This is a genomic window from Nocardioides sp. SLBN-35 (assembly GCF_006715725.1).
Lineage (GTDB): Bacteria > Actinomycetota > Actinomycetes > Propionibacteriales > Nocardioidaceae > Nocardioides.
In genome coordinates this window covers 2,452,204-2,475,804 of record NZ_VFNU01000001.1, presented here as the reverse complement: position 1 = coordinate 2,475,804, position 23,601 = coordinate 2,452,204, and the positions used below count along the sequence as shown (strand labels likewise).

Annotated in this window: 25 protein-coding genes; 7 read left to right on the top strand and 18 right to left on the bottom strand. The window is 72.9% G+C overall.

Features of this window, described 5'->3' with window-relative positions; translation table 11 throughout:
- Nucleotides 1–22 precede the first annotated feature (22 nt).
- The 4 genes from FBY23_RS12010 to FBY23_RS11995 are packed head-to-tail and all read right to left on the bottom strand — an operon-like array spanning nucleotide 23 to nucleotide 4,502.
- Nucleotides 23–1,024, bottom strand: coding sequence for a low specificity L-threonine aldolase (locus FBY23_RS12010; RefSeq protein WP_174245204.1), 1,002 nt, complete (start codon nucleotides 1,022–1,024; stop codon nucleotides 23–25).
- Nucleotides 1,021–2,355 (bottom strand): class II 3-deoxy-7-phosphoheptulonate synthase, encoded by a 1,335-nt coding sequence (locus FBY23_RS12005; RefSeq protein ID WP_141798351.1) that lies wholly within the window; start codon nucleotides 2,353–2,355, stop codon nucleotides 1,021–1,023. Before FBY23_RS12005 ends, FBY23_RS12010 begins: the two co-directional genes overlap by 4 nt.
- Before the next feature lie 20 nt (nucleotides 2,356–2,375).
- Nucleotides 2,376–3,830 (bottom strand): APC family permease, encoded by a 1,455-nt coding sequence (locus FBY23_RS12000; protein WP_141798350.1) that lies wholly within the window; start codon nucleotides 3,828–3,830, stop codon nucleotides 2,376–2,378.
- Between the two features lie 39 nt (nucleotides 3,831–3,869).
- Nucleotides 3,870–4,502 carry a nucleotidyltransferase domain-containing protein gene (locus FBY23_RS11995; RefSeq protein ID WP_186348227.1) on the bottom strand — a complete coding sequence of 211 codons (633 nt, stop codon included), beginning with the start codon at nucleotides 4,500–4,502 and terminating at the stop codon, nucleotides 3,870–3,872.
- Nucleotides 4,503–4,582: 80 nt separating this feature from the next.
- Between FBY23_RS11995 and FBY23_RS11990 the strand changes: the two genes are divergently transcribed.
- A complete protein-coding gene (locus FBY23_RS11990; protein ID WP_141798349.1) occupies nucleotides 4,583–5,362 on the top strand; it encodes an endonuclease/exonuclease/phosphatase family protein in 780 nt (259 codons plus the stop codon).
- Here FBY23_RS11990 and FBY23_RS11985 read toward each other — a convergent pair.
- Together FBY23_RS11985 and FBY23_RS11980 are read right to left on the bottom strand one after the other, a co-directional pair.
- Entirely contained in the window at nucleotides 5,352–6,557 is a 1,206-nt protein-coding gene (locus FBY23_RS11985; RefSeq protein ID WP_141798348.1) for an amidohydrolase family protein, read from the bottom strand. The genes FBY23_RS11990 and FBY23_RS11985 overlap by 11 nt on opposite strands.
- Nucleotides 6,558–6,561: 4 nt before the next feature.
- Nucleotides 6,562–7,590 carry a 6-phosphofructokinase gene (locus FBY23_RS11980; RefSeq protein ID WP_141798347.1) on the bottom strand — a complete coding sequence of 343 codons (1,029 nt, stop codon included), beginning with the start codon at nucleotides 7,588–7,590 and terminating at the stop codon, nucleotides 6,562–6,564.
- Nucleotides 7,591–7,637: 47 nt separating this feature from the next.
- Between FBY23_RS11980 and FBY23_RS11975 the strand changes: the two genes are divergently transcribed.
- Nucleotides 7,638–8,462, top strand: a complete 825-nt coding sequence (locus FBY23_RS11975) for a DUF1028 domain-containing protein (protein WP_141798346.1) — start codon at nucleotides 7,638–7,640, stop codon at nucleotides 8,460–8,462.
- Here FBY23_RS11975 and FBY23_RS11970 read toward each other — a convergent pair.
- The 6 genes from FBY23_RS11970 to FBY23_RS11945 are packed head-to-tail and all read right to left on the bottom strand — an operon-like array spanning nucleotide 8,449 to nucleotide 12,995.
- Entirely contained in the window at nucleotides 8,449–9,345 is an 897-nt protein-coding gene (locus tag FBY23_RS11970) for a hypothetical protein (RefSeq protein ID WP_141798345.1), read from the bottom strand. The two genes, FBY23_RS11975 and FBY23_RS11970, sit on opposite strands and share 14 nt — an antisense overlap.
- An 18-nt stretch (nucleotides 9,346–9,363) precedes the next feature.
- Nucleotides 9,364–9,966, bottom strand: coding sequence for a TetR/AcrR family transcriptional regulator (locus tag FBY23_RS11965; protein WP_141798344.1), 603 nt, complete (start codon nucleotides 9,964–9,966; stop codon nucleotides 9,364–9,366).
- A 7-nt stretch (nucleotides 9,967–9,973) separates the two neighbouring features.
- Nucleotides 9,974–10,630, bottom strand: coding sequence for a response regulator transcription factor (locus FBY23_RS11960; protein WP_222117809.1), 657 nt, complete (start codon nucleotides 10,628–10,630; stop codon nucleotides 9,974–9,976).
- Nucleotides 10,631–10,678: 48 nt separating this feature from the next.
- A complete protein-coding gene (locus tag FBY23_RS11955; RefSeq protein WP_141798343.1) occupies nucleotides 10,679–11,185 on the bottom strand; it encodes a flavin reductase in 507 nt (168 codons plus the stop codon).
- Nucleotides 11,182–12,258 carry a MacS family sensor histidine kinase gene (macS, locus tag FBY23_RS11950; RefSeq protein WP_222117808.1) on the bottom strand — a complete coding sequence of 359 codons (1,077 nt, stop codon included), beginning with the start codon at nucleotides 12,256–12,258 and terminating at the stop codon, nucleotides 11,182–11,184. The genes FBY23_RS11955 and macS overlap by 4 nt, the downstream gene beginning before the upstream one ends.
- 35 nt (nucleotides 12,259–12,293) lie before the next feature.
- Complete coding sequence (locus tag FBY23_RS11945; protein ID WP_260805927.1) at nucleotides 12,294–12,995, bottom strand: 1-acyl-sn-glycerol-3-phosphate acyltransferase; 702 nt, start codon at nucleotides 12,993–12,995, stop codon at nucleotides 12,294–12,296.
- Nucleotides 12,996–13,248: 253 nt separating this feature from the next.
- Between FBY23_RS11945 and FBY23_RS11940 the strand changes: the two genes are divergently transcribed.
- Together FBY23_RS11940 and FBY23_RS11935 are read left to right on the top strand one after the other, a co-directional pair.
- Nucleotides 13,249–14,037 (top strand): carboxylesterase, encoded by a 789-nt coding sequence (locus tag FBY23_RS11940; RefSeq protein WP_141798340.1) that lies wholly within the window; start codon nucleotides 13,249–13,251, stop codon nucleotides 14,035–14,037.
- Between the two features lie 29 nt (nucleotides 14,038–14,066).
- Nucleotides 14,067–14,498 carry a hypothetical protein gene (locus FBY23_RS11935; RefSeq protein WP_141798339.1) on the top strand — a complete coding sequence of 144 codons (432 nt, stop codon included), beginning with the start codon at nucleotides 14,067–14,069 and terminating at the stop codon, nucleotides 14,496–14,498.
- On the opposite strand, the gene FBY23_RS11930 is transcribed toward FBY23_RS11935, so the two are convergent.
- Genes FBY23_RS11930 through FBY23_RS11905 form a run of 6 tightly spaced genes read right to left on the bottom strand, consistent with a single transcriptional unit; the run spans nucleotide 14,446 to nucleotide 19,618 of the window.
- Nucleotides 14,446–15,696 carry a glycosyltransferase 87 family protein gene (locus tag FBY23_RS11930; RefSeq protein WP_141798338.1) on the bottom strand — a complete coding sequence of 417 codons (1,251 nt, stop codon included), beginning with the start codon at nucleotides 15,694–15,696 and terminating at the stop codon, nucleotides 14,446–14,448. The genes FBY23_RS11935 and FBY23_RS11930 overlap by 53 nt on opposite strands.
- Nucleotides 15,693–16,610, bottom strand: coding sequence for an ROK family protein (locus FBY23_RS11925; RefSeq protein WP_141798337.1), 918 nt, complete (start codon nucleotides 16,608–16,610; stop codon nucleotides 15,693–15,695). The genes FBY23_RS11930 and FBY23_RS11925 overlap by 4 nt, the downstream gene beginning before the upstream one ends.
- Before the next feature lies 1 nt (nucleotide 16,611).
- Nucleotides 16,612–17,553: an ROK family glucokinase gene (locus tag FBY23_RS11920; protein WP_141798336.1), complete on the bottom strand. Its 942-nt coding sequence runs from the start codon at nucleotides 17,551–17,553 to the stop codon at nucleotides 16,612–16,614.
- Nucleotides 17,550–17,948 (bottom strand): hypothetical protein, encoded by a 399-nt coding sequence (locus tag FBY23_RS11915; RefSeq protein ID WP_141798335.1) that lies wholly within the window; start codon nucleotides 17,946–17,948, stop codon nucleotides 17,550–17,552. Before FBY23_RS11915 ends, FBY23_RS11920 begins: the two co-directional genes overlap by 4 nt.
- The gene (locus FBY23_RS11910) at nucleotides 17,945–19,153 is read right to left on the bottom strand and encodes an ArsA family ATPase (RefSeq protein WP_141798334.1); all 1,209 of its coding nucleotides are present in this window, start codon (nucleotides 19,151–19,153) and stop codon (nucleotides 17,945–17,947) included. The genes FBY23_RS11915 and FBY23_RS11910 overlap by 4 nt, the downstream gene beginning before the upstream one ends.
- Nucleotides 19,154–19,162: 9 nt before the next feature.
- Nucleotides 19,163–19,618: an SRPBCC family protein gene (locus FBY23_RS11905; protein WP_141798333.1), complete on the bottom strand. Its 456-nt coding sequence runs from the start codon at nucleotides 19,616–19,618 to the stop codon at nucleotides 19,163–19,165.
- Between the two features lie 51 nt (nucleotides 19,619–19,669).
- On the opposite strand from FBY23_RS11905, the gene FBY23_RS11900 reads away from it, so the two are divergent.
- From FBY23_RS11900 to FBY23_RS11890, 3 genes are all read left to right on the top strand, one after another.
- Nucleotides 19,670–21,460 carry a long-chain fatty acid--CoA ligase gene (locus FBY23_RS11900; protein WP_141798332.1) on the top strand — a complete coding sequence of 597 codons (1,791 nt, stop codon included), beginning with the start codon at nucleotides 19,670–19,672 and terminating at the stop codon, nucleotides 21,458–21,460.
- Between the two features lie 233 nt (nucleotides 21,461–21,693).
- Complete coding sequence (locus tag FBY23_RS11895; protein WP_141798331.1) at nucleotides 21,694–22,404, top strand: Flp pilus assembly protein CpaB; 711 nt, start codon at nucleotides 21,694–21,696, stop codon at nucleotides 22,402–22,404.
- 7 nt (nucleotides 22,405–22,411) lie between these two features.
- Nucleotides 22,412–23,599: an AAA family ATPase gene (locus tag FBY23_RS11890; RefSeq protein ID WP_141798330.1), complete on the top strand. Its 1,188-nt coding sequence runs from the start codon at nucleotides 22,412–22,414 to the stop codon at nucleotides 23,597–23,599.
- Nucleotides 23,600–23,601 lie beyond the last annotated feature (2 nt).

Sequence of the window (23,601 nt, the reverse complement as noted above, 5' to 3'; positions counted from 1 at the left end):
CGTCCTCGCCCGAAGCCTCGGACTACTCGACGACCAGTCCGGCGAGCACCTTCGCGGCCAGCTCGACGTCGTCGCGGCCCACGTCGAGGTGCGTGACCAGCCGGATGGTGCGCGCACCGACGGCGCCGACGAGGACGCCGGCCTCCCGGGCCCGGGCGACGTACGCCGGGGCGTCGGCGACGTCGAAGGCCACGATGTTGGTGTCGACGCCGGCCGGGTCGGCCCCGACGGCCTCGGCGAGCAGCCGCGCGTGGGCGTGGTCGTCGGCGAGCCGCTCGACGTGGTGGTCGAGGGCGTGCAGGCCGGCGGCCGCGAGGATGCCGACCTGGCGCATGCCGGCGCCGAGCCGCTTGCGGCGTACCCGTGCCTGCGCCGTCCGCTCGGCACTGCCGAGCAGCAGCGAGCCGGCCGGTGCACCGAGGCCCTTGGACAGGCAGACCGCCATCACGTCGGCGACCCGACCGTAGTCGCGCAGCGGGGTGCCGGTCGCGACGTGGGCGTTCCAGATCCGGGCGCCGTCGAGGTGGACCGCGACGCCGCGCTCGTCGGCGAACGCCCGCAGCGCCTGCAGGTCGGCGAGCGGGAGCACCGCTCCCCCGGCGAAGTTGTGGGTGTTCTCCACCGAGAGCGCGGCGGTCTGCACGAAGTACGGCCCCAGGTCGGGCGCGAACAGCTCCCCGAGCGCGGCGAGATCGACCTGGCCTCGTGGGTGCGACCAGGTGCGCATGGTCAGGCCGGACACGGCACCGTGGGCGCCGAGCTCGGCCCGCGCGATGTGGGCGCGTGCCTCACAGAGCACCTCCTGGCCGGGTGCCACGACGGCCGCGACCGCGAGCACGTTGGCCAGCGAGCCGGTCGGCGTCCACAGCGCGGCCTCGTGGCCGAACAGCTCGGCCACCCGCTCCTCGAGGGCGCGGACGGTCGGGTCCTCGCCGTAGACGTCGTCGCCGACCTCGGCCGCCGCCATGGCGGCGCGCATCGCCTCCGTCGGCCGGGTGACCGTGTCGGAGCGGAGGTCGATCACGAGCGCAGCATGCCCGCGACCTGGAAGGCCAGCTCCAGCGACTGCACCCGGTTGAGGCGCGGGTCGACGACCGACTCGTAGCGGTGGGCCAGGCCCTGCTCGTCGAGCTCCTCGCCGCCGCCGACGATCTCGGTGACGTCGTCGCCGGTGTTCTCGACGAGGATGCCGGCCGGGACCGTACCGAGCGCGCGGTGCACGTCGAAGAAGCCCTGCACCTCGTCGAGGACGTCCTCGAAGCGGCGGGTCTTGTAGCCGTTGGACGCCTCGAAGGTGTTGCCGTGCATGGCGTCGCACACCCAGGCCACGTCGACGCCCTCGGCGGTGACCTTCTCGACCAGCGCCGGCAGGCCGTCGCGGATCTTGCCCGCGCCGAAGCGGGTGATGAAGGTCAGCCGGCCCGGCTCGTTGGTCGGGTTGAGCTTCGCGGCGAGGGCGAGCGCGTCGTCGGCGGTCGCCGTCGGGCCGAGCTTGCAGCCGATCGGGTTGCTGATGTGGCGGAAGTACTCGACATGCGCACCCTCGAGCTGGCGGGTGCGCTCGCCGATCCACACCATGTGGCCCGAGACGTTGTAGGGCTTCTCGGTGCGCGAGTCGATGCGGGTCATGGCGTGCTCGTACTCGAGCAGGAGCGCCTCGTGGGAGGAGTAGAAGTCGACCCGGTGGAACTCCTCCGGGTCGGCGCCGATGGCCTTCATGAAGGTCAGCGCACGGTCGATCTCGGCGGCCATCGCCTCGTAGTGCTGGCCCACGGGGCTGTTGCGGACGAACTCGGAGTTCCAGGTGTGCACCTGGCGCAGGTCGGCGTAGCCACCCGTCGTGAAGGCGCGCACGAGGTTCAGCGTGGACGCCGACGCGTGGTAGACGTCGAGCAGGCGCTGCGGGTCGGGACGGCGCGACTCGGGGGTGAACTCGAAGCCGTTGACCGCGTCGCCGCGGTAGGCCGGCAGGGTGACCTCGCCACGGGTCTCGGTGTCCGACGAGCGGGGCTTGGCGTACTGGCCCGCGAGGCGCCCGACCTTGACGACCGGCACCGACGCGGCGTAGGTCAGCACGACAGCCATCTGCAGCAGCACCCGCAGCTTGTTGCGGGTGTTGTCGGCGGTGGCGTCGACGAAGGTCTCGGCGCAGTCGCCGCCCTGGAGCAGGAAGGCCTCGCCGCGGCTGGCCGCCGCGATCTTGGCCTTCAGCTCGTCGCACTCGCCCGCAAACACCAGCGGGGGCAGCGTGCGCAGTCGCTCGACGGTCGCGGCCAGGGCCGCGGGGTCGTCGTACGACGGCTGCTGCTTCGCTCCGATGGCGTGCAACTGCTCGAGGGACGGAAGGCTGCTCACCTCCCAATCGTACCCACCGCTCAGTCGTCGGTCGGATCGACGTCCATGTGCTCGATGTCGGCGAAGTGACCGCCCTCGGGCTTGTAGAAGAGCCGGGTCAGCAACCAGAGCACGACACCGAGGCCGAGCAGGCCCGCGGCGATCTTGTACTGGATCATGTCGGCCTCCAGCCGGGCCCACGGTCCGAGCAGGTAGGCGCACAGGATCGCACCCAGGACGGGCACCACCGTCGGCGCCCGGAATGCGTGCGGCCGACGGGGCTCGCGACGCAGGACCAGGCAGGCGATGTTGACGATGGTGAAGACCGCGAGGAGCAGCAGCGCGGTCGTACCGGACAGCGAGCCGACGATGGTGCTCTCGGAGCCGAGCCGGACGTAGGTGATCAGGCCGAGGGCGAGCAGGGTGGTGAAGCCGATGGCGACGTACGGCGAGCGGCGGCCCGGCAGGACCTTGCCGAGCACCGGCGGCAGCACGTGCTGCTGGGCCATGCCGTAGATCAGCCGGCTGGCCATCAGCATGTTGATCAGCGCGGTGTTGGCCACCGCGAACACCGTCATGAACGGGAAGAAGTCGTCGATCGGCAGGTCCGGGGCACCGAGCTTGACGACGTCGATGAGGATGCCCGCCTCGGCGTTGGTCGGCGCACCGATCTTGTCGGTGGGGATCACCGCCACGACGGAGACCGCGACGAGCATGTAGATGACGACCGCGATGCCGAGGCCGGTGAGCATCATCCGCGGGAAGATCCGCTCCGGGTCCTTGGTCTCCTCGACCATGTTGACCGAGTCCTCGAAGCCGACCATCGAGAAGAACGCGATCGCGGTCGCGACCGTGACGGCCATGAAAAGGCCCTTGTCGTCCGGGCTCTCGAAGACGGTGATCCGGTCGAGGTTGCCGTCACCCTTGCCGATCACGTAGATGCCGATGCCGATCACGATCGCCAGGGCCGACATCTCGACGAGGGTGAGCACGACGTTGAACTTCACGCTCTCGCCCACGCCGCGCAGGTTGATCAGCGCGAGCAGCACCATGAACGCCAGCGCCACCGTCAGCACCAGCCCGTTGCCCGGTGCGTCGTTGCCGAGCCCGATCAGCAGGTTGGAGGCCAGCAGGCCCGAGGACGTCGAGGCGCTGGTGATCCCGGAGCAGACCACGGTGAAGGCCACCAGGAAGGTGACGAAGTGGATGCCGAACGCCTTGTGGGCGTAGAGCGCGGCGCCCGCCGCCTGCGGGTACTTCGTGACCAGCTCGAGGTAGGAGAAGGCGGTCAGCGTCGCGATCGCGAACGCCACCAGGAACGGCAGCCAGGCGATCCCGCCGACCTGTCCGGCAAGGCGCCCGGTGACGGCGTACACGCCCGCACCGAGGATGTCGCCGACGATGAACAGCAGCAGCAGGCCGGGGCCGAGGACCCGCTTCAGCTCCGGTTGTCCCTGCTGTCCTGGCGTCGCGGCGCCGGTGGTCTGCGTCGTCATGGGTGCCGTCCCTTCCCGAGGTTGGAGGTACTCCGTAGCTCACCTTCGCGCAGGCCGTGGAGGAACGGAAGCATTTGCCGGCTCCTGCGGCATGTCGGCGGCCGGTGGGACGGCGACGCCGAGCGCCTCGAGCAGGCCCAGGAACGCCCGGGCGAAGGGGTTGTCGGCCGTCCCGGCCGCCACGGCGGACCAGTCGACCTGCTCACGGACCGCCCGCGCGACGGGAAGCACCGCCGTGAAGTCGCATGCGTGCTCCTCCAGGGACCCGAGCTTGTCGGTCATCAACACGGTCGCGGACTGCACCGGCATCCGCACGGACTCGACCTCGATCTCGTCGGCGTCGGCGAAGCGGGAGCGCTCGATCGGCTCGTTGCGCACCCGGAAGATCACGTCGACCATCGCCTCCTCGACGAACACCTTGAACAGCCAGTCCTCCGGCGGCTGCACGACCTCCAGCCCGCTCTCGGCCAGCGCGTCCTCGACGCGGGCGGCGTCCTCCTCGGCGATCATGAAGTCCACGTCGTGCTCGGGCTCCGGGCCTCCCCGGGCCCACAGGCCGTAGCTGCCGGCGAGCGCGAACGGCACGCCGGTCTCCTTCAGCAGCACCGCCACGAGCTTCAGCGCCTCCCGCAGCTGCCCGGAGCGACCGACACCCTCCGCTGCCTCGACCACCCGTCATCACCTCGCGCATCTCCGGGGAGCACGAGGTACCCGGCCGGGTACGGCGCAGTCGGGCGGGTACCTCGGGCGGGATGCGGATCGTGACCTTCAACATCCTGGGCGGTCGCACCCAGCACGACCACGAGGTCGACGTGGGCGTGCTGCAGGACGCGATCCGCGACCTCGACGCGGACGTGCTCGCCCTGCAGGAGGTCGACCACCTGCTCCAGCGCTCCGGGCATGCCGACCTCACCGCGCTCGCCGCCGAGGCGATGGGCGCACCCCACCACCGGTTCGTGGCCGCGCTCGCGGGCAGCCCGGGGGCGACCTGGACGGCGGCCACCGGGGACGAGCAGCCGCACGACGCGGCGTACGGCATCGCGCTGCTGAGCCGCCTCCCGGTCACCGGCTGGCAGGTGGTCCGGCTCCCGGCCGTCACGACGCCGGTCCCGATGTGGTTCGGCGGGCAGCCGCGGCCGACCTGGGTGCGCGACGAGCCTCGGGTCGCGGTGGCCGCCACCGTCGAGGGTGCTGGCGGCGTGCTGACGGTGGCGACGACGCACCTGTCGTTCGTTCGATGGTGGAACGGACACCAGCTGCGGCGGCTGGTGCGGTCGCTGTCCGGCGCCCCACGTCCGCTCCTGCTGACGGGTGACCTCAACATGGGCACCCGGCGCGCGGCTCGGCTGACCGGCCTGCACCCCCTGGGCGGGGAGCCGACCTTCCCGGCCGACCGGCCGGTCGAGCAGCTCGACCACGTCCTCGCCGAGCCCGCCCTCCCGGCGGTCGCCCGGGCGCGCCGGATGCGGCTCTCCGACCACCGGGCCCTGGTGGTCGACGTGGAGCTCGCGGCGTCCCCGCTCAGCCGCTGAGCCGGGATCCGCGCAGCAGGACGTCGAGCGGACGTCCCAGTGCCGCCGGATCGGCCGCCAGGTCGCCCTCCACCACGAGCAGGTCCGCCGCCAGCCCCGGTCGCAGCGCCCCGGTCTCCGCACCGAGACCGCAGGCGTCGGCGGCCCCGGAGGTCCCCGCGGCGAGCGCCTCGTCCAGGGGCCAGCCGGCCGTGGCCAGGTCGAGCACCGCCCGCCACGCGTTGCCGTGCGCCTTCGTCGGCGCGGCACCGGCGTCGACACCCGGCACCACCCGTACGCCGTGGGCGCGCATCCGGCCGACGTCGACGTACCGCTGGGCGAAGAAGGCCTCGATGTCGAGCCCGACGCGGGCCATGATCTCGAGGATCGCCGGCGGTGGTGTCGGCAGCATGGCCAGCACCGCTGGATCGTTGCCCATCGTCGGGTCGACGGCCACGCCCGCCGCCGCGGTGCGCTCGAGCAGGTCGTCGCTGAGCACGGCGCCGTTCTCCGTGACGCCCGTGAAGTGCTCGATGCCGTCGACGCCGGCGTCGAGCGCGACCTCGATCGCGACCACCGAGTGGGCATGCGAGAGCACCGGCAGACCGAGGCCGTGGGCGGTGTCGACCACCAGGCGCAGCGCCTCGACCGCGAACTGCGCACCGATCATGTCGCTGCCCGGGGTGAGGAAGCCACCACCGGCCATGACCTTGACGAGGTTCACGCCGCGCTCGGCGTGCTCGATCACCGCAGCGCGCAGGTCGTCGTCGCTCGCAGCCGCGCCGCCGAGGTAGTGGCAGTGCCCGCCCGGGGTGGTCAGCGGCGGCCCGGAGGCGACGATGCGCGGTGTCCCCGGTCCGGGGGCGTCGCGGAACGGCAGCGTGCGGTAGTCGCGGTCGCCGAGGTCGCGGACCGTCGTGACACCGGCGGCGGCCTGTGCCGCAAGGGACCGGGCGACCTGGGCGTCGATCTCGTCGTCGCCCTGGACCCCGACGCGTTCGAGCGCGCCGACACTGCCGTCGGACACCAGGTGGACGTGGGCATCGACGAGGCCGGGCATCAGCGTTGCGTCGTACGTCGTGACGGGACAGTCGTGCGGCACCGCGAAGTGCGCCGGTTCGACGCCGACGATCCGGTCGCCCTCGACCAGCACCGTCGCTCCCCCGGCGAGGAAGCGGTGACCGTCGAAGGCGCGGGGCGCCCGCCAGGCGTGCATCCGACTAGCCGAAGAACACCTGTGCCTCGGCGTACTCCGCCGGGCTGACCAGCTTGAGCTCACCGGTGCCCTCGACGAGGGGCACCCGGACGATCGACGTACCGCGCAGCGCCACCATCACGCCGTACTCACCGTCAGCGACCGCGTCGATCGCCTGCAGCCCGAACCGGGTGGCGAGCCAGCGGTCGAAGGCGGACGGCGTGCCGCCGCGCTGGATGTGGCCCAGGACGACGGCGCGCGCCTCCTTGCCGGTGCGCTGCTCGATCTCCTGGGCGAGACGATCGCCGATGCCGCCGAGGCGGACATGCCCGAAGGCGTCCCTCTCGCCGCTGACCAGGGTCATGCCGGTGCCGTCGGCCGGGACCGCGCCCTCGGAGACGACGATGATCGGCGAGTACTCGCTGCGGAACCGGGTCTCGACATGTGCGCACACGGCCTCGATGTCGAACGGGGCCTCGGGGATCAGCACCGCGCTCGCTCCCCCGGCGATGCCGGCGTGCAGCGCGATCCAGCCGGCGTGGCGGCCCATCACCTCGACGACGAGCACCCGGTGGTGCGACTCGGCGGTGGTGTGCAGCCGGTCGATCGCCTCGGTGGCGATGTTGACCGCGGTGTCGAAGCCGAAGGTGAAGTCGGTGCCGGAGAGGTCGTTGTCGATCGTCTTCGGTACGCCGACCACCGCGACCCCCAGGTCGGCCAGCCTCGTCGCGACGCCCAGGGTGTCCTCGCCCCCGATCGCGACCAGCGCGTCGACCCCGGCCGCGGCGAGGTTGTCCTTGATCCGCTGCACGCCGTCGTCGATGGCGAACGGGTTGGTCCGCGAGGAGCCGAGGATGGTGCCGCCGCGCGGCAGGATCCCGCGGCACTGCTCGATCCCGAGTGGCACCGTCGCGCCCTCGAGAGGTCCACGCCAGCCGTCACGGAAGCCGACGAACTCGAACCCGTGCTCGTTCACCCCCTTGCGCACCACGGCCCGGATCACGGCGTTCAGGCCCGGGCAGTCACCGCCACCGGTCAGCACTCCGACGCGCATGGCTCCCAACGTACGTCGGGTCCGGGCACGGTATCTAGGCTCTGGCCATGACCTTCTCGATCGTGGCCCGCTCCGCCGACGGCGAGTCCTGGGGCGTCGCCGTCGCGTCCAAGTTCCTGGCGGTCGGCTCCGCCGTGCCGGCCGCCGTGGCCGGTGTCGGCGCGCTCGCGACCCAGGCCGACGCCAACGTGGCCTACAAAGGGCTCGCACTGTCCCACCTCGACGAGGGCGCCACCGCACCGGTCGCGCTGCAGCGGCTGCTCGAGGAGGACGAGGGCCGGGCGCACCGCCAGGTCGGCATCGTCGACCTCGACGGCACCGCCGCCTCCCACACGGGCGCCGAGTGCATCCCCTGGGCGGGCGGGCGCACCGGCGACGGGTACGCCGTCCAGGGCAACTGCCTGGCCGGCGAGGAGGTCGTGGCCGCGATGGAGGACGCCTGGCTGGGCGGTGCGGCCGACGCACCGCTCCAGGACCGGCTGATCGCCGCACTGGCTGCCGGCGACGCCGCCGGCGGCGACCGCCGGGGACGGCAGTCCGCCGCGATCCTCGTGGTCCGCGAGGGTGCCGGGTACGGCGGCCTCGACGACGTCGCCGTCGACCTCCGGGTCGACGACCACGAGGCACCGATCGACGAGCTGGTCCGGCTCCTCGACCTGCACGACCTCTACCTGACCGCCTCGACCGAGGAGGAGAGGGTGAGCGTCGACGCTGCCCTGCGCGAGGAGCTCGAGGCGTTCGCCGTGGCCGCCGGGCACCGCGACTTCCACACCTGGGTCGGCACCGAGAACTACGAGATGCGGGTTGCCCCCGACCTGGCGTGGATCGACCGGCGGGTGCTGGCGATCGTTCGGGAGCTCAGCGACTCCTGACCCGCTCCAGCGCCTGATGCGCCGCGTCCCGCTCGGCGGTGGCGGTGCGCAGGTCCGCGCCGGTGCCGTCGCGGACCTCCTCGGCCTCGGCCAGCTCCTCCTCGAGCGCCTCGGCCTGCTCCTCGAGGTCGGCCAGGCGGCGGCGCAGCTCGTCGGTCTCGGCCTCCAGCTGGAGCGACCGGGCGGAGAGGCGCTCGACCTCGCCGGCCGCGTCGTCGTGGGCTGCCCGGGCGGCGGCGTACTCCTCCTCGGCGGCGTCCAGCCGATCCTTCGCAGCCGCGACCGCCTTGGCCGCCTTGTCCGGGTCCGGTACGACGTGCAGGTCGGGCGGGCCGGGGCGCGGGGCCTCGCGCGGGGTGGCGCTGAAGCCCAGCGCCTCGGGGAGGGCGACCGCGCGGGCGAGGTCGTCGGCGTCCATCGGCTCGAGCCCGGTGGTGCGCAGCGTGCTGACCAGCAGGCCGCTGCGGACGGCGCGGCCGCACTCGGCGTCGACCATCGCGGCGGTCAGCGTGGCCTCGACCTGCTCGGCGACGGCCTCGGTGACCCGCAGGCCCTCCTCGGCCGCGATCCGGCGGGCCTGGGTGGTGACGGCGGCGGTGACCTGGCGGCGTTGCTTGGTCAGTGCCCGCAGCTCGCCGGCCGACATCGCCTCCTGGGCCTCGCGCAGCGCCGCCCCGACGCTGAGCACCTGGTCGACCTGGGCCGCCTCCCGGCGTACCAGCAGGTCGACGACCCACGCCGCGGTGCTGGGCTTGCGCAGTGCCTTGACCTGCGCGGCCAGGGGCGTGCCCTTGAGCTCCTTGGCCCGGGCGTCGCGCGTCGGCGTGAAGTCCCCCAGCGGCAGGGCGTAGAGCTCGTCGGCGATCTCCAGCAGGTCAGCCACGGTCGGAGTCTTCCAGAGTCATCGCAGCCCGGCGCCGATCATCACGACGGTGAGCTCCACGAGGTCCTCGCGGGCCACGCCCTCGGGCCGGGCGAGCGCGATCCGCAGGCAGGTGGAGACCAGGACGCCCATCAGCATGAACACGACGGCCTCGAGCTGCTCGGGCGCGAGGTCGGGACGGTGCCGGCGCGGGAGCAGCGAGGCCAGCCGGTGCAGGTCGGCCTCGATCTCGGGGAGCACGTTGGCGTTGTTGCCGGCCGGGGTCTGGTTGACCATCGCGGTGATCACCCCACGGTGCCGCTCGAACCCGTCGACGAGGGTGACCACGACCATCCGCAGCGCGGCGTCGAGGTCGAGCTCGAGCGCGTCGACGACGCTGACCATGAGGTCGTCGCTGATCGCGTGCACCGCCTGCTCGCGGAGCACGGCGAGGAGCTCGGTGCGGTCGTTGAAGTAGCGGTAGAAGGTCCCGCTGCTGACGTGGGCCTCGCGGATCACCGCCGAGGTGGTCAGCCGGTCGAGGCCGTCGCGGTCGAGCACCCGCACCGCCGTGTCGAGCAGGAGCCGGCGCGTCTGCACCGCACGGTCCTGCCGGGGCCGGGCCCGCTGCCGCTCCGCCACGGGCCGATCAGTTCTCGTCGTCGGCGTCGAGGCCCTGCTCGATCACGTACCGGGTGAGCTCGACCCGGTTGTGCATCTGCAGCTTGCGCAGGGTGTTCTGCACGTGGTTCTGCACGGTGCGGTGCGAGATCACCAGCCGCTCGGCGATGTCCTTGTAGGACACCCCCTTCGCGACCATCCGCAGGATCTCGGTCTCGCGGTCGGTCAGCCGCTCCCCCGGCGGCGTGGCCGGCTCGTTCATCCGCCGGAACTCGCCGAGCACCAGCGCTGCCAGGCCGGGCGTGAAGACGGTGTCGCCCTTCGCGACCCGGCGTACGGCGGTCAGCAGCTCCTCACGCGAGGCGGACTTGAGGAGGTAGCCGGTGGCGCCGGCCTTCACCGCCGCCAGCACGTCGTCCTGCTCGCCGGAGGCGGACAGGATGAGCACCCGCGAGGACGGCTCGGCCGCCAGCACCTGTGCGGTGACCTCGACGCCGCTCGGCTCGGGGATCTGGAGGTCGAGGACCACCACCCGCGGCCGGGTCGCGTGGAACCGGGCGATCGCCTCGGCGCCCGTGGCCGCCACGGCGACCACGTCGAAGCCGGCAGCCTGCAGGTCGCGCTCGACGGCGTCGCGCCACATCGGGTGGTCGTCGACGACCATCACCCGGATCGGGTCCGTCATGTCAGCGAACCCTACCCACCGGAGGTCGAGGAGGTTGCGCAGCAACCGTCACGAGACCCGCAGGAAGCGGCCGCGGCGGTGCAGCAGCGGGTCGTCCTCGTCCCCGACCACGACCTGCTCGAGGACCGCACTCACCTCGACCGACCAGCCGACCTCGCGCTCCCCTGCCAGCCGGACGCCGGCCCAGGTGGTGGCGGAGGCGAGCCGGGGGCCGTGGGACTCGGCGACGAACGGGGCCTGGCGGAACGGGCCGCCGGGGGCGGGCGCCGTACCGGCGAACGACTCGGCCAGCTGGCGGTCGGCCCAGGTCAGCAGCTGGACGACGCCCTGCCCGGTCGAGCGGAGCGTGTCGAGCAGGTCGGAGTCGGGGTCGAGGAGGGCCAGCACACACGGCTCGGGGCCGAGCGCGACCATCAACGAGGTGACGGTCAGGCCGGCCCGGTCGTGCTCGTCGCCGGCGGTCCACAGCGTGACCGCGCCGCCGACCCGGCCGCGGAAGCGGCGCGCCGGGTCCGGATCGGCGTCGGCGAAGGGGTGCGTGCTGTGGATCGTCACGATCGCTCCTGCCCACGGGGGACGACGAAGGTCCACTCGGTCCCGTAGGAGCCGGTGTCGAGGGACGCGGTCCCGCCGAGGTCGCGGACCCGACCGCGGATCGACTCCACGACGCCGAGCCGGCCCTCCTGCTCGGCGGCCTCGAGCCGGCCGGCGGCGATGCCGGGCCCGTCGTCGCGCACGCTCACCTCGACCTGGTCGCCGAGGTCCTCGACGAGCACCCAGGCACGGGCGTCGGGCCCGACGTGCCGTTCGACGTTGTCGAGGCAGGCCCGGACGACCGCGGCCAGCTCGGTGACGGTGTGGGCGGGCAGCTCGACGGCGCCCGCCGGCAGGCCCACCTCGATGCCGGGCCGGGCGCCGAGCGTGCCCAGCGCGCGAGCGAGGTCGGCGTGCCCGGCCAGCGCCTGCGGGGTCGCGGTCAGGGCGTCCTGGGAGCGGATCAGGGTGCGCAGCGCCTGCTCCTGCGCACCGGCCGCACGGCCCAGCTCGCCACCCTGGCGCTGGACCAGGGCGAGCACCTGCAGCACGCCGTCGTGCACGGCCCGGGCCAGCCGGACCCGCTCCGCCGCCGCGGCGGCCTCGCGCTGCGCCAGGTCGCGCTCGGCCGCCATCGCCTTCAGCGACTCACAGACGAAGCCGACCATCGAGCCGCCGAGCAGGATCAGGAAGACGTTGCCCCAGTCCTTCTGGGCGACGTGCGAGCGGGTCAGCAGGTCGACCGCGCCGAGCAGCACCGCCGCGATCGTGCCGCCCCGCCAGCCGTAGCGCACCGCCCACGCCAGCAGCGCCCCGACGATCCAGTAGCCCGGGATGGTCGCCTGGAACCACGGTCCCTTGACCACCGGGGTCGCGAGCAGCAGGGCGAGCGCCAGCGCGAGGTCGGCCAGCAGCACCGCGGTGACGCGACGCTCGGGGGCGGCGTACACGACGGTCGCGACCGCGGTCGCGACCACCATCACCGCGACGCAGACCCAGCCGAGGACCGGGTGGTCGAAGTTGTTGCGGTAGGCGTTGAGGACGACGGCGTAGCCCAGCACGACGACCCGCAGCACCGCGAGGGCCCGGAACATCCGGTCCTCGACGGCCAGAGCCGCCTTGGTGGTCGTCAGGAGGCGAGCTTCCGTGACTCGGACTTCGACTCGGCCTTGGCGCGGGTGGCGTACATGTCGACGTACTCCTGCTGGGAGAGCCGCATGATCTCGTACATGATCTCGTCGGTGATCGAGCGCAGGATGAAGCGGTCGTTCTCCATGCCGGCGTAGCGGGAGAAGTCGAGCGGCTTGCCGAAGCGCACCGTGGGGCGGGTGATCCGGCCGAACTTCTTGCCCGGCGGCGCCACCACGTCGGTGCCGACGACGGCGACCGGGATGACGGGTACGCCGGTCTCCAGGGTCAGCCGCGCGATCCCGGTCTTGCCCCGGTAGAGACGACCGTCGTGGGAGCGGGTGCCCTCGGGGTAGATGCCGAACAGCTCGCCCTCGGCCAGCACCCGCTTCGCGGAGACCAGGGCGCCGGAAGCGGCGTCACCGCTGGTGCGGTCGATCGGGATGTTGCCCGTACCGCTGAAGAAGTTCTTCTGCAGCCAGCCCTTGACGCCGGGCGAGGTGAAGTACTCGGCCTTCGCGACGAAGCGCACCATCCGCGGGATGACCAGCGGCATGAACAGCCAGTCGGCGTAGGAGAGGTGGTTGCTGGCGAGGATCGCCGGCCCCGTGGCGGGGACGTTCTCGACGCCTTCGGCCCGGGGGCGGAAGACGACCTTCAGCAGCGGCCCGAGGGCGACGAACTTCAGGAACCAGTAGAACAACCTCTTCGGACCTTTCCCCAGGGACCTGGCGCCTGCCCGGACCGACGCCACTGCAACGGATCCTAGTGCCAAGCCTGGATCCGTGGATGGGCGCCGTAGCGAGCGGCACCACAGGGGTGTGATCGCAAGGCGCGGGCGCGAAGTCGTGCTGGGCCGCCCATCGAGCGTCCGCAACGCAGCGAGCGCGCCGCTGTGGGGCCGCGTAGTAGGTGGCCATCCGCGGATCCAGGCTGCGGTACGGCACAATCCCGTCATGCCTCCGAGCACCCCCGAGCGCGGGACCGACCAGACCGCTGCCCTGACCATCGCGGCCCGGCCGGAGCTGACCGGCGGACGCCGGATCGGCGTGCTGCTCAGCCACGGCTTCACCGGCTCGCCAGCGTCGATGCGACCGTGGGGCGAGCACCTCGGCGCGCTCGGGTACGGCGTCGCCGTACCCCTGCTGCCCGGGCACGGCACCACCTGGCAGGAGCTCAACACCCTGCGCTGGACGGACTGGTACGCCGAGCTCACCCGCACCTTCGACGCGCTGCGCGCCGAGCACGACGCGGTCGTGGTCGGCGGGCTGTCGATGGGAGGCGCGCTCGTGCTCCGGCTGGCCGCCGACCGGCCCGACGAGGTCGCCGGCGTGATGGTGGTCAACCCCGCGGTCGCGACCAGGCGGCTCGACGTCAAGCTGCTGCCGGTGCTCAAGCACCTGGTGCCGTCCTTCCCCGCGATCGCCAACGACATCAAGAAGCCCGGTGTCGACGAGCGCGGCTACGACCGCACCCCGCTCAAGGCGATCCACTCGCTGATCCGGGCGTGGCCGTCGCTGCGCACCGACCTGCCGCGGATCACCGCTCCCCTGGTCTACTTCCGCTCCGCCGACGACCACGTCGTCGACGACGCCTCCGAGCCGCTGGTGCTCGACGGCATCTCGTCGACCGACGTCACGCGCATCGCGCTGCCGGAGAGCTTCCACGTGGCCACGCTCGACAACGACGCTCCCACGATCTTCGAGGAGTCGGCGGCCTTCGTCGCGCGGGTGACCGGGGCGTAGCCTGCGGACCGCAGGCGTAACCTGAGGACGTGCAACGGGACGACCCGGACTACGACGCCGCCGCCTGGCAGGCGATCGTCGACAACTACGGCGAGCGTGTCGAGATCGAGACGCCCGACGAGGCCGAGCACGATCCCGGGCCGGCACCCGACCCCGATGACGCCGACCGCTACGAGAGCCCGTACGACGACGCCTACGACGAGATCGACCTCGTCGACGACGACCGCTTCGTGCCCGACAGGCCGCCGCCGGTGCCGATGCCTCCGGCGGACCGACTGCTGGCCTGGCTGGGGGTGTTCTGCTCTCCGGCCGTCCTGCTGGTGTTCCTCGTCTTCGGCATCGCGATGCCGTCCTGGCTCGGCTGGCTGCTGGTCGCGTGGTTCGTGGGGGGCTTCTGCTACCTGGTGATCAGGACGCCGGGCTCGCCGCGCGATCCCTGGGACGACGGGGCACGCGTCTGACCGCACCCCACGCCGCCGCCAGGGCCGTGACGCACAGGGCGGCGAGCAGCAGGTTGCGCAGCGCGAGCAGCGCGGCCACCGGGACGCTCCAGCCGGAGTGCCCGTCGATCAGCGCACGGTAGGCGTGCGGGTAGATCACGTGGGACAGCACCGCCGCGACGAGCAGCGCGGCCGTCCAGCGTCCGAGCCGGCTCCGGTCCTCCCCGTCCAGCATCGCGAGGCCGGCGCACGCGGCGGGCAGCAGCCAGAGCAGATACTGCGGGCTGAGCACCTTGCCGCTCACCACGAACGCGCTGAGCGCGGCCAGCGTCAGCCACACCACCGCCGGCAGACCAGTCCGCGCGTCGGGCAGTCGGGTCCAGGCGAGCACCCACAGGGCGACGAGGGCGGCCGCGAGCAGCACGGTCATCACGACCGAGACCCGGAGCAGGACATCGGTCCAGGGCCCGTCGATCTCCCAGGCGAGGGAGGGCGCGAAGAAGATCTCGTGGTCGCCGGGTGAGAGCGCCCAGCGCAGCACGGCCGGGGTCGCGGCGAGGGACTCGACCTGCAGGCCGCGGTCGCCCTGGTAGGCCAGCGGCGACACGATCCGGTCCCAGCCGCCGACCGCGATGCTCACCGCCACCAGCCCGATGCCCGCCAGGGCACCGGACACGACGACACGCACCCTGCCTGTGGCGGGGGCCGCGAGGGCGGGGAGGACGAGCGCGGGGCTGTACTTCACGCCGGTCGCCAGGACCGCCAGCAGCGCGGCCCGGCGGGGGGCGGCGACGAGCGCGAAGAGGGCCAGCGCGACCAGGACACCGGGCACGAGGTCGAACCGGGCATAGCTGATCGCCCCGAGCGCGGGGGTCGCGACCAGCCAGGCGAGCGCCGGTGTCGCCGTACGTCCACGCCGGACCAGGGCCGCCAGGAAGCCCGCGTCGAGCGCGAGGAGGAGGACCAGCACCAGGACCTGGTACGACGCGGTCAGGCCGGCGAGCGACAGCAGCGCGTACGGCGCGGCGAGCAGCAGGAACGCCGGCACCGGGTACTCCGCGAGGGTGTCCGCCACGCCGCGGGACCCGAGGTCGTCGAGGCTCGCCCTGTAGTAGTTGAGGTCGGAGATCGACCCCCACTCCCCGGTCATCAGCAGCAAGACGAGCAGCAGCCGGGTCAGGCCCCACAGCGCCCACAGCCGGGCGGGCGCCGCGGTCATCGACGACCGTCGCGCGCGAGCAGGGCGGCGCCGATCGCGCCGGCCTCCGGGCCCAGGCCGGCCGGGACCAGCGCGGGCACGGCGCGGTAGGCGGTGCCCTGCAGCGAGCCCGCGAGCGCCGTGCGGGCGGGGTCGAGCAGCAGGTCGCCGACCGCGGACACCCCGCCGCCGACGACCACCAGCTCGGGGTCGAAGGCCGAGACCAGTCCCGCCGCGCCGACGCCGAGCCAGGTGCCGACGGACGCGAAGGAGCTGAGCGCGACCCGGTCCCCCGCGCGGGCCAGGGCGGTGACCTCCGGACCGTCGAGGTGCCTTCCGAGCGCGACCCGGGTGACCCGCTCGAGCGCGCGGCCGCTGCAGTACTGCTCCCAGCAGCCGCGCAGCCCGCACTCGCAGGCGAGGCCGTCGGGTACGACCTGCATGTGGCCGAACTCCCCCGCCAGGCCGTGCGCGCCGCGCACCACCCGGCCGTCGAGGACGACCGCGCCGCCGATGCCCGTGCCGATGGTGATGAGCAACGCCGAGCGCACACCCCGGGCGGCGCCGGCGACCAGCTCGGCGTGGGCCGCGCAGTTGGCGTCGTTGTCGAGTACGACGGGCAGGCCGGTCCGCTCGGCGAGGGCACGACGCACCGGTGCGTCCCGCCACGGCAGGTGGGCGCCGAACAGGAAGCGCTCGCCCGCGGCGTCGACCAGGCCGGCGGCCGAGACCCCGAGCGCACGGGGCTCCCGGTCGTCGTACACGTCACGGGCGGCGAGGGCGACCGCCTCCTCGACCGCGTCGGTCCCGGCGGACCGGCCGGGCATCGGTCGGGTCGCGCTGGCCTCGACCGTGCCGTCGGCGTCGACGCGGACGGCGAGCACCTTGGTGCCGCCGACGTCGACGCCGACCCAGGAGTCGGTCGCGCCGGCCATCTCAGCCGCGGGCCAGGTCGGCCGCGCCGACCACGCCGGCGCGGTTGCCCATCGCGGCCAGCCGGATCTCCGCCTCGGGCCGGAAGCCCCGGCCGGTGAGCTCGCGCTCGAAGGCGGTGCGGATCGGGTCGAGGAGCAGGTCGCGGGCCTCGCTGACGCCACCGCCGATCACGACCACACCGGGGTCGAGCACCGCGGCGAGCGAGGCGATCCCCTGGCCGAGCGCGTCGCCGAGGGCCGCGAGCCGGCCGGCGGCGAAGGCGTCGCCGTCCTGGGCGGCGGCGGTGATCAGCGGTCCGTCGATCGCCTCCACGTCGCCGCCGGCCCGTGCGAGCAGATCTGCTGCCGCAGTCGGGTCGGCGAGGACGACCTCGCGGGTGTCGCGCACGAGTGCGGAGCCGCTGGCGTACTGCTCGAGGCAGCCGTGGTTGCCGCAGCCGCACAGGCGACCGTCGGGGACCAGGCGCAGGTGGCCGATCTCGCCGGCGACGCCGTGGGCGCCGCGCAACAGCCGGCCGCCGGCGATCACGCCGCCGCCCACACCGGTGCCGACGGTGACCATCAGCTGGTCGTCGTGGTCGCGCCCGGCGCCGTAGCGGAACTCGCCCCAGGCCGCGACGTTGCCGTCGTTCTCGACGACGACGGGAAGCCCGACCAGCCGGCCGAGGTCGGCGCCGAGAGGCTCGTTGCGCCACGCGATGTTGGGCGCGAAGAGCACGGTGGAGCGGTCGGAGGCGATGTAGCCCGCGGCTCCGACTCCGACGGCGGTGACGGGATGGTCGGCGACGAGCTGCGCGACGAGACCGGCGACGGCGGCCTCGATCGCGCTGGGGTCGGTGGCGGGCGAGACCACCCGCGCCTCGGCGAGCACGGTGCCGTCCTCGTCGACGACGGCGCCCGCGATCTTGGTGCCGCCGATGTCGATGCCGCAGGTCAGGCTCACGGGGTCGGCTCCTCGGGGTCGTCGAGGTCGATGCGCTGCACCTCGGAGGTCCGGGTGCCGTTCTCCGGCGACGTCTCCATCAGGCTCGCCGCGGCCTGCAGCAGCGAGGATGCGGCCACCATCAGGTGCGCCTTGACCTCGGGCGAGGTCTGCCGGACCGCGTGGACCACCCGGCACACCGGGCAGTACTTGCACTCGACCGCGTCGGTGGCGATGTGCTCGCCGACCTCGTGCGCCATCGCGGCCGCCTGCCCGGCGAGGTTGCCGACCCCGCCGGCGGCATCGCCGCCGTGCTGGCGGGCCAGGTCGGCGAAGGCGCCGAGGAGCTTCATCGCCTCCTCGCCGACACTGCCGATGTCGTCGGGCTTCTTGTCCTGGGGCTGGTCGTCGGTCATCGGGCCTCCACCGGCTCGGGCTCGGCGAACCGCACCCGGAGCTCGCCCTCGACCACACTCGCGCCGGCCACCCGCAACCGGGCGAGACCGGGCGGCAGCGTCAGCAGGCGGCGGTACGAGCCGACCGTCATCACGAGCTCGTCGCCGTTGCGGGACAGGTCGACCTCCGAGCGGGACACGAAGGGCAGGGACAGATGGGCGACGGCTCCCCCGTCGTCACCGCGGTCGACCCGGAACGGGCCGTCGCCGGCAGGTACGGCGAGCGGGTCGGCGTCGTCGTACAGGTCCGTGGCGAGGGTGCTGAGCGCCGCAACCCCCACGGGTTCGGCGGCCTGGTACTCCGAGGTCCACACCGGCAGTCCGCTGAAGGACTGGGCGACCTCGCGCAGCACGCCGGCCTGGGCGGTGACCCAACCGGCCCGCCACGGGTCGTCCTCGCCGGCCGGGAAGACCCGGTTGGCCACGACGCCGTCGACGCGGTAGCCGAACAGGCACAGGCTGGTGTAGGCGCGGCGCGCCTCGGCGAGCACGACCTTCTCGGGCGTGAGGACCAGCCGCACCGACGACTCCGGGCCGGACAGCAGGGCCTGCACGTCGTCGAGCTCGCCGTGCAGGCGGGTGATCGCGTCGAAGACCGCGTCCCCGGGCATCGGTACGCCGGCCGCCCGGTTGAGCACCGGGCGCAGGGCCTTGACCAGGCGGCGCTGGATCGGCAGCAGCCGCTCGAGGTACCAGCCGAGCGCCTCCGGCAGGGCCAGCAGCCGCAGCGTCTCCGCGGTCGGCGCACAGTCGACGACGATCACGTCCCAGGCGCCGGAGCGGGCGTGCTGGCGCAGCTCGAGCAGTGCGAGGACCTCCTCGGCGCCGGGGATGACCGTCATCTCCTCGGCCGCGACCGGGTCCATGCCGACGGCGTCGAGCACCGAGAGCAGGTAGCGCTGGATGTCGGCCCAGGACTGCTCGAAGCGCAGCTGGGCGTCGACCTGCTGCAGGAACAGGTGGGGGGCGACCTCGGTCGGCTCGGCGCCCGAGTTGGTCGAGCCTGTCGAGACACCCGGGGCGCCGTACGCATCGGCCAGCGAGTGCGCGGCGTCGGTCGAGATCACCAGGGTGCGCAGGCCCCTCGCGGCCGCGAGGGCCGCCGTGCCGGCGGCCACGGTGGACTTGCCGACACCACCCTTGCCGGTGAAGAGAACGATCCGCACGCGCAGACCTCAGACGCCGGACTCGACGCGCTTCTTCAGGCCCTTGAGCGCGGTGTCGATGAGGATCTTCTCGCCCTTGCGCTTGAGCATGCCGATCAGCGGGATGGAGACGTCGAGCGCCAGCCGGTAGGTCACCTCGGTCGACGCGCCCGCCTCCCGCAGGACGTAGGCGCCCTCGAGCGCCTTGAGCATCTTGCCCTCGACGAGGGTCCAGGTGACCTGGCGGTCGCCGTCCCACACGTAGGAGAGGGTGTACTCGTCCTTGATCGGCGAGACGTCCAGCGCGAAGAAGACCTCGCGGGCCCGGCCACCCTGGCCCGGGTCGGAGGCGTCGTACGACGAGCGCACGTCGGCGACCGTGACGCCCTTGGCCCACTGGGGGTACGCCGCGAAGTCGGCGATGACGGCCATCACATCGGCGGCGGGGGCGTCGACGACGATCGACGAGGACGTCTGTTCGGCCATGGCCGGAAGGCTACCGGACCACATTCGCCAACTCGGCGGTAACCTCGCTCCGTGCGCGAGTACTCCACCCCGCAGACCATCGAGATCCCCCGGACGGGCAACCTCACCGACGACGTGGTCCGCAACGCGGCCGAGGCGCCGCAGACCGTGCAGTTCAGCCGGGCGAACGCCGACGGAGGCTGGGACGACGTGTCCTGCGCCACCTTCCTGGCCGAGGTGTCGGCCGTGGCCAAGGGCCTGATGGCAGCGGGAATCCAGGCCGGCGACCGGGTCGCTGTGATCTCGCGCACCCGCTACGAGTGGACCCTGCTCGACTACGCGATCTGGTTCGCCGGCGCGGCGACCGTGCCGATCTACGAGTCGTCCTCGGAAGAGCAGGTCAACTGGATCCTCTCCGACTCCGGCGCCCGTGCCGTGGTCTGCGAGGACGCCGGCCACCGGGACCGGGTCGAGGCGACCCGCGACCGGCTGCCGGCGCTCGAGCACCTGTGGACCATCGAGGACGGGGCGATCGCGACCCTGACCGGGCTGGGCGCCGACCTCGGCGACGACGACCTCGAGGCGCGTCGTACGACGGCCGGCCCGGCCGATCTCGCGACCCTGATCTACACCTCGGGCACGACCGGCCGTCCCAAGGGCTGCATGCTCACCCACGACAACTTCCAGACCGAGCTGGGCGTCGCGGTCGCCGAGCTGGAGCGGCTGTTCGACGCCGAGGGCGCCTCGACGCTGCTGTTCCTGCCGCTGGCGCACGTGTTCGCGCGGATCATCCAGGTGGGCTGCATCAAGTCCCGCACCCGGCTGGGCCACAGCGCGGACATCAAGAACCTGCTGCCCCAGCTGGCCACCTTCCAGCCGACCTTCATCCTCGCCGTCCCCCGCGTCTTCGAGAAGGTCTTCAACACCGCGTCGCAGAAGGCGACCGCCGACGGCAAGGGCAAGATCTTCGACCGGGCTGCGGAAGCGGCGATCGCCTACTCCCGCGCCCTCGAGGGCGGGCGGATCCCGGTCCGGGTGCGGGCCCAGCACGCCCTGTTCTCGCGACTGGTCTACGGCAAGCTCCGCACGGCGCTCGGCGGGCGGTGCGAGTTCGCGGTCTCCGGCGGCGCACCGCTCGGCGACCGGCTCGGCCACTTCTACCGCGGGATCGGGGTGACCGTGCTCGAGGGCTACGGCCTGACCGAGACCACCGCCGCGCTCACGGTCAACCTTCCCGACGCCCAGAAGGTCGGCACCGTGGGGCGCCCGATCCCCGGCACCGCCGTACGGATCGCCGACGACGGCGAGCTGCTCTTCCGCGGCGGCCAGGTCTTCACCGGCTACTGGGACAACCCGGCCGCGACGGCCGAGGCGATCGACGGCGACGGCTGGTTCCACACCGGCGACGTCGGGGAGGTCGACGACGAGGGCTTCGTGCGGATCACCGGTCGCAAGAAGGAGATCCTGGTGACCGCCGGAGGCAAGAACGTCGCGCCGGCGGTCCTCGAGGACCGGGTCCGCGCCTCGGCCCTGGTCAGCCAATGCCTGGTCGTGGGCGACGGCCAGCCGTTCATCGCCGCACTCGTCACCATCGACGAGGAGGCCTTCCCCGCCTGGGCCGAGCAGCACGGCAAGACCGGCAAGGTGGCCGACCTCGTCGACGACGAGGACCTGCGTGCCGAGGTCCAGGCCGCGGTCGACGAGGCCAACAAGGCGGTCTCCAAGGCGGAGTCGATCCGGAAGTTCGTGATCCTGCAGACGGACTGGACCGAGGAGGCGGGCCAGGTGACGCCGAGCCTCAAGCTCAAGCGCAATGTCGTCATGCGCGAGTGCCGCGACGAGATCGCCGCGCTCTACTCCTGACGGGACTCCCGACGAGACTCCTGACGGGACCGCCGCACGTACCCCACGGGACCTCGCGGGACATAGTCCCAACGGGCCATCCCGCGGCCGGCGATCGGGCATCATTCGGCCCCAATTGGCCTTTTCGCTCACGCCCCGAGCACGTCCTTCGCTAGCCTCGCCGTGCGCTGCAACCGGGGAGCAGCCACCATGCACATGGGGAGCGGGAGGGCTCTGAAGTGGACCGTCGCAGGTTGTTGCTCGTCGTGGCCGCGGTGATCGCCGCGCTCGGCGTCGGGCTGGTGTTCGTCTTCGCCCGGGGGGCCGAGTCGCGCGCCGCGGAGAAGTACCAGACGACGAACGTCGTCACCGTCGCCGCAGGCAAGACCGTGCTGCCGGGCGAGAGCATCAAGTCGGCGCTCGACACCGGCAAGCTCGCCGAGACCGCCGTACCGCAGGGCCAGGTGCTCGAGAACGCGCTGCGCCAGAGCGACCTCGGCGACCTCGACGGCAAGGTGGCGCTCACCACGCTGTACGCCGGCGAGCAGCTGCTGTCGACCAAGTTCGGTGGCGTCGGCGACCCCGTCGACGTGGCCTCGCTGCCCCTGCCGAAGGGCATGATCGCCAAGCCGGAGTCCTTCGACCTCCCGGTCGGCTCCTTCATCGAGCCGGGCTCGCAGCTCGCGGTGTTCCTGACGGTCAACCCCAGCACGCCGACCTGCCTGCTCATCGACCGCGTCACCGTGCTCTCGAAGGGCGCGCAGACCGAGACCGCCACCGACTCGAGCGGCGACGCCGCCGCTGAGAAGGCCCCCGCCCTGCACCTCGCCGTCACCCAGGAGCAGTTCGAGTGGCTCCAGGACGGCCGGGAGCGCGGCGAGCTCTCCGTGGCCCTGCTCAACGCAGAGAGCGAGGTCCAGGTCGACAAGACCGGACCTTGCGCCACCATCCGCGACAGCGAGTGAGGACGACATGCCGGTTCTCGTCGAACAGGATCCGTCGCTCGTCGACGCACTGGTGCGCGCCCTGCCCACCGGCTCCCACGCGGTCGCCTCGACCGAGCGGGCCGTGGCGTGGCTCGACCAGCACCCGGACGAGTACGTCGTGGCCCTCGGCCCGACCGTCGACCTCGGCGCGGCGCTCGCCACGGCCGAGGAGCTGCGCATCAAGCGCCCCACCGTCAGCGTCGTGCTGGTCCGCGACCAGTTCGACACCGAGGTCCTGACCCGGGCGATGCACGCCGGCATCCGCGACGTTGTCGTCACGGGCGGCGACGAGAAGGCGCTCACCAGCGCCGTCGAGCGGGCCCACCAGCTCTACCAGGCCCTGCGCGGCCCGGGCGGTGCCCGGCAGCTCGGCCGGGTGGTGACGGTGTTCTCCCCCAAGGGCGGTGTGGGCAAGACGACGTCCTCGGTCAACCTCGCGCTCGCGCTGACCGACCGCGGGGCCCGCAAGGTGTGCCTGGTCGACCTCGACCTGGCCTTCGGCGACGTCGCGATCACCATGCAGCTCTTCCCGACCCACTCGATCGAGCAGGCCGTCGGCTCGGAGGACTCGATCGACCTCGGCATGCTCGAGGGACTGCTGACCCGGCACCAGGACTCGCTCACCGTCCTCGCCGCCCCGGCCCACCCCGACGTCCGCGAGCGGGTCACTCCCCTGCTCATCTCGCGGATCCTGCGGGCGCTGCGCGACGGCTTCGACTACATCGTGGTCGACACCTCGCCGTCCTTCGACGACGCCACCCTGACCGCGCTCGACGAGACCGACGAGTGCGTGATCGTCGCGACCCTCGACGTACCGACCCTGAAGAACGTCAAGGTCGCCCTCGAGACCATGGACATGCTGAGCATCGCCCGCGGTCACCGGCACCTGCTGCTCAACCGGGCCGACGACGAGGTCGGCATCAGCGTGGAGAAGGTCGAGAGCATCCTCGGCATGCCGGTCAGCGCGCAGGTCGCGACGGCGGTCGACATCGCGGCCGCCACCAACGCGGGTACGCCGATCGTCTCCCACAAGCCGGGCCACCCCGCGAGCCTCGCCTACGCACACCTCGCGGCGTCGGTCACGGGCGAGCCGGTCGCCGCGCCGGCCTCCGCGACCTCGAGCCAGCCCGAGCCGACCCGCTCGCGCGGCCTGTTCCGTCGCGGGAGGGGCTGAGT

Bases quoted from the DNA above. Each gene is read 5' to 3' on its own strand.
- FBY23_RS12000 (WP_141798350.1), bottom strand. From the start codon at position 3,830: ATGACGACGCAGACCACCGGCGCCGCGACGCCAGGACAGCAGGGACAA.
- FBY23_RS11990 (WP_141798349.1), top strand. From the start codon at position 4,583: ATGCGGATCGTGACCTTCAACATCCTGGGCGGTCGCACCCAGCACGAC.
- FBY23_RS11985 (WP_141798348.1), bottom strand. From the start codon at position 6,557: ATGCACGCCTGGCGGGCGCCCCGCGCCTTCGACGGTCACCGCTTCCTC.
- FBY23_RS11980 (WP_141798347.1), bottom strand. From the start codon at position 7,590: ATGCGCGTCGGAGTGCTGACCGGTGGCGGTGACTGCCCGGGCCTGAAC.
- FBY23_RS11975 (WP_141798346.1), top strand. From the start codon at position 7,638: ATGACCTTCTCGATCGTGGCCCGCTCCGCCGACGGCGAGTCCTGGGGC.
- FBY23_RS11960 (WP_222117809.1), bottom strand. From the start codon at position 10,630: ATGACGGACCCGATCCGGGTGATGGTCGTCGACGACCACCCGATGTGG.
- macS (WP_222117808.1), bottom strand. From the start codon at position 12,258: ATGTTCCGGGCCCTCGCGGTGCTGCGGGTCGTCGTGCTGGGCTACGCC.
- FBY23_RS11940 (WP_141798340.1), top strand. From the start codon at position 13,249: ATGCCTCCGAGCACCCCCGAGCGCGGGACCGACCAGACCGCTGCCCTG.
- FBY23_RS11930 (WP_141798338.1), bottom strand. From the start codon at position 15,696: ATGACCGCGGCGCCCGCCCGGCTGTGGGCGCTGTGGGGCCTGACCCGG.
- FBY23_RS11925 (WP_141798337.1), bottom strand. From the start codon at position 16,610: ATGGCCGGCGCGACCGACTCCTGGGTCGGCGTCGACGTCGGCGGCACC.
- FBY23_RS11915 (WP_141798335.1), bottom strand. From the start codon at position 17,948: ATGACCGACGACCAGCCCCAGGACAAGAAGCCCGACGACATCGGCAGT.
- FBY23_RS11905 (WP_141798333.1), bottom strand. From the start codon at position 19,618: ATGGCCGAACAGACGTCCTCGTCGATCGTCGTCGACGCCCCCGCCGCC.
- FBY23_RS11890 (WP_141798330.1), top strand. From the start codon at position 22,412: ATGCCGGTTCTCGTCGAACAGGATCCGTCGCTCGTCGACGCACTGGTG.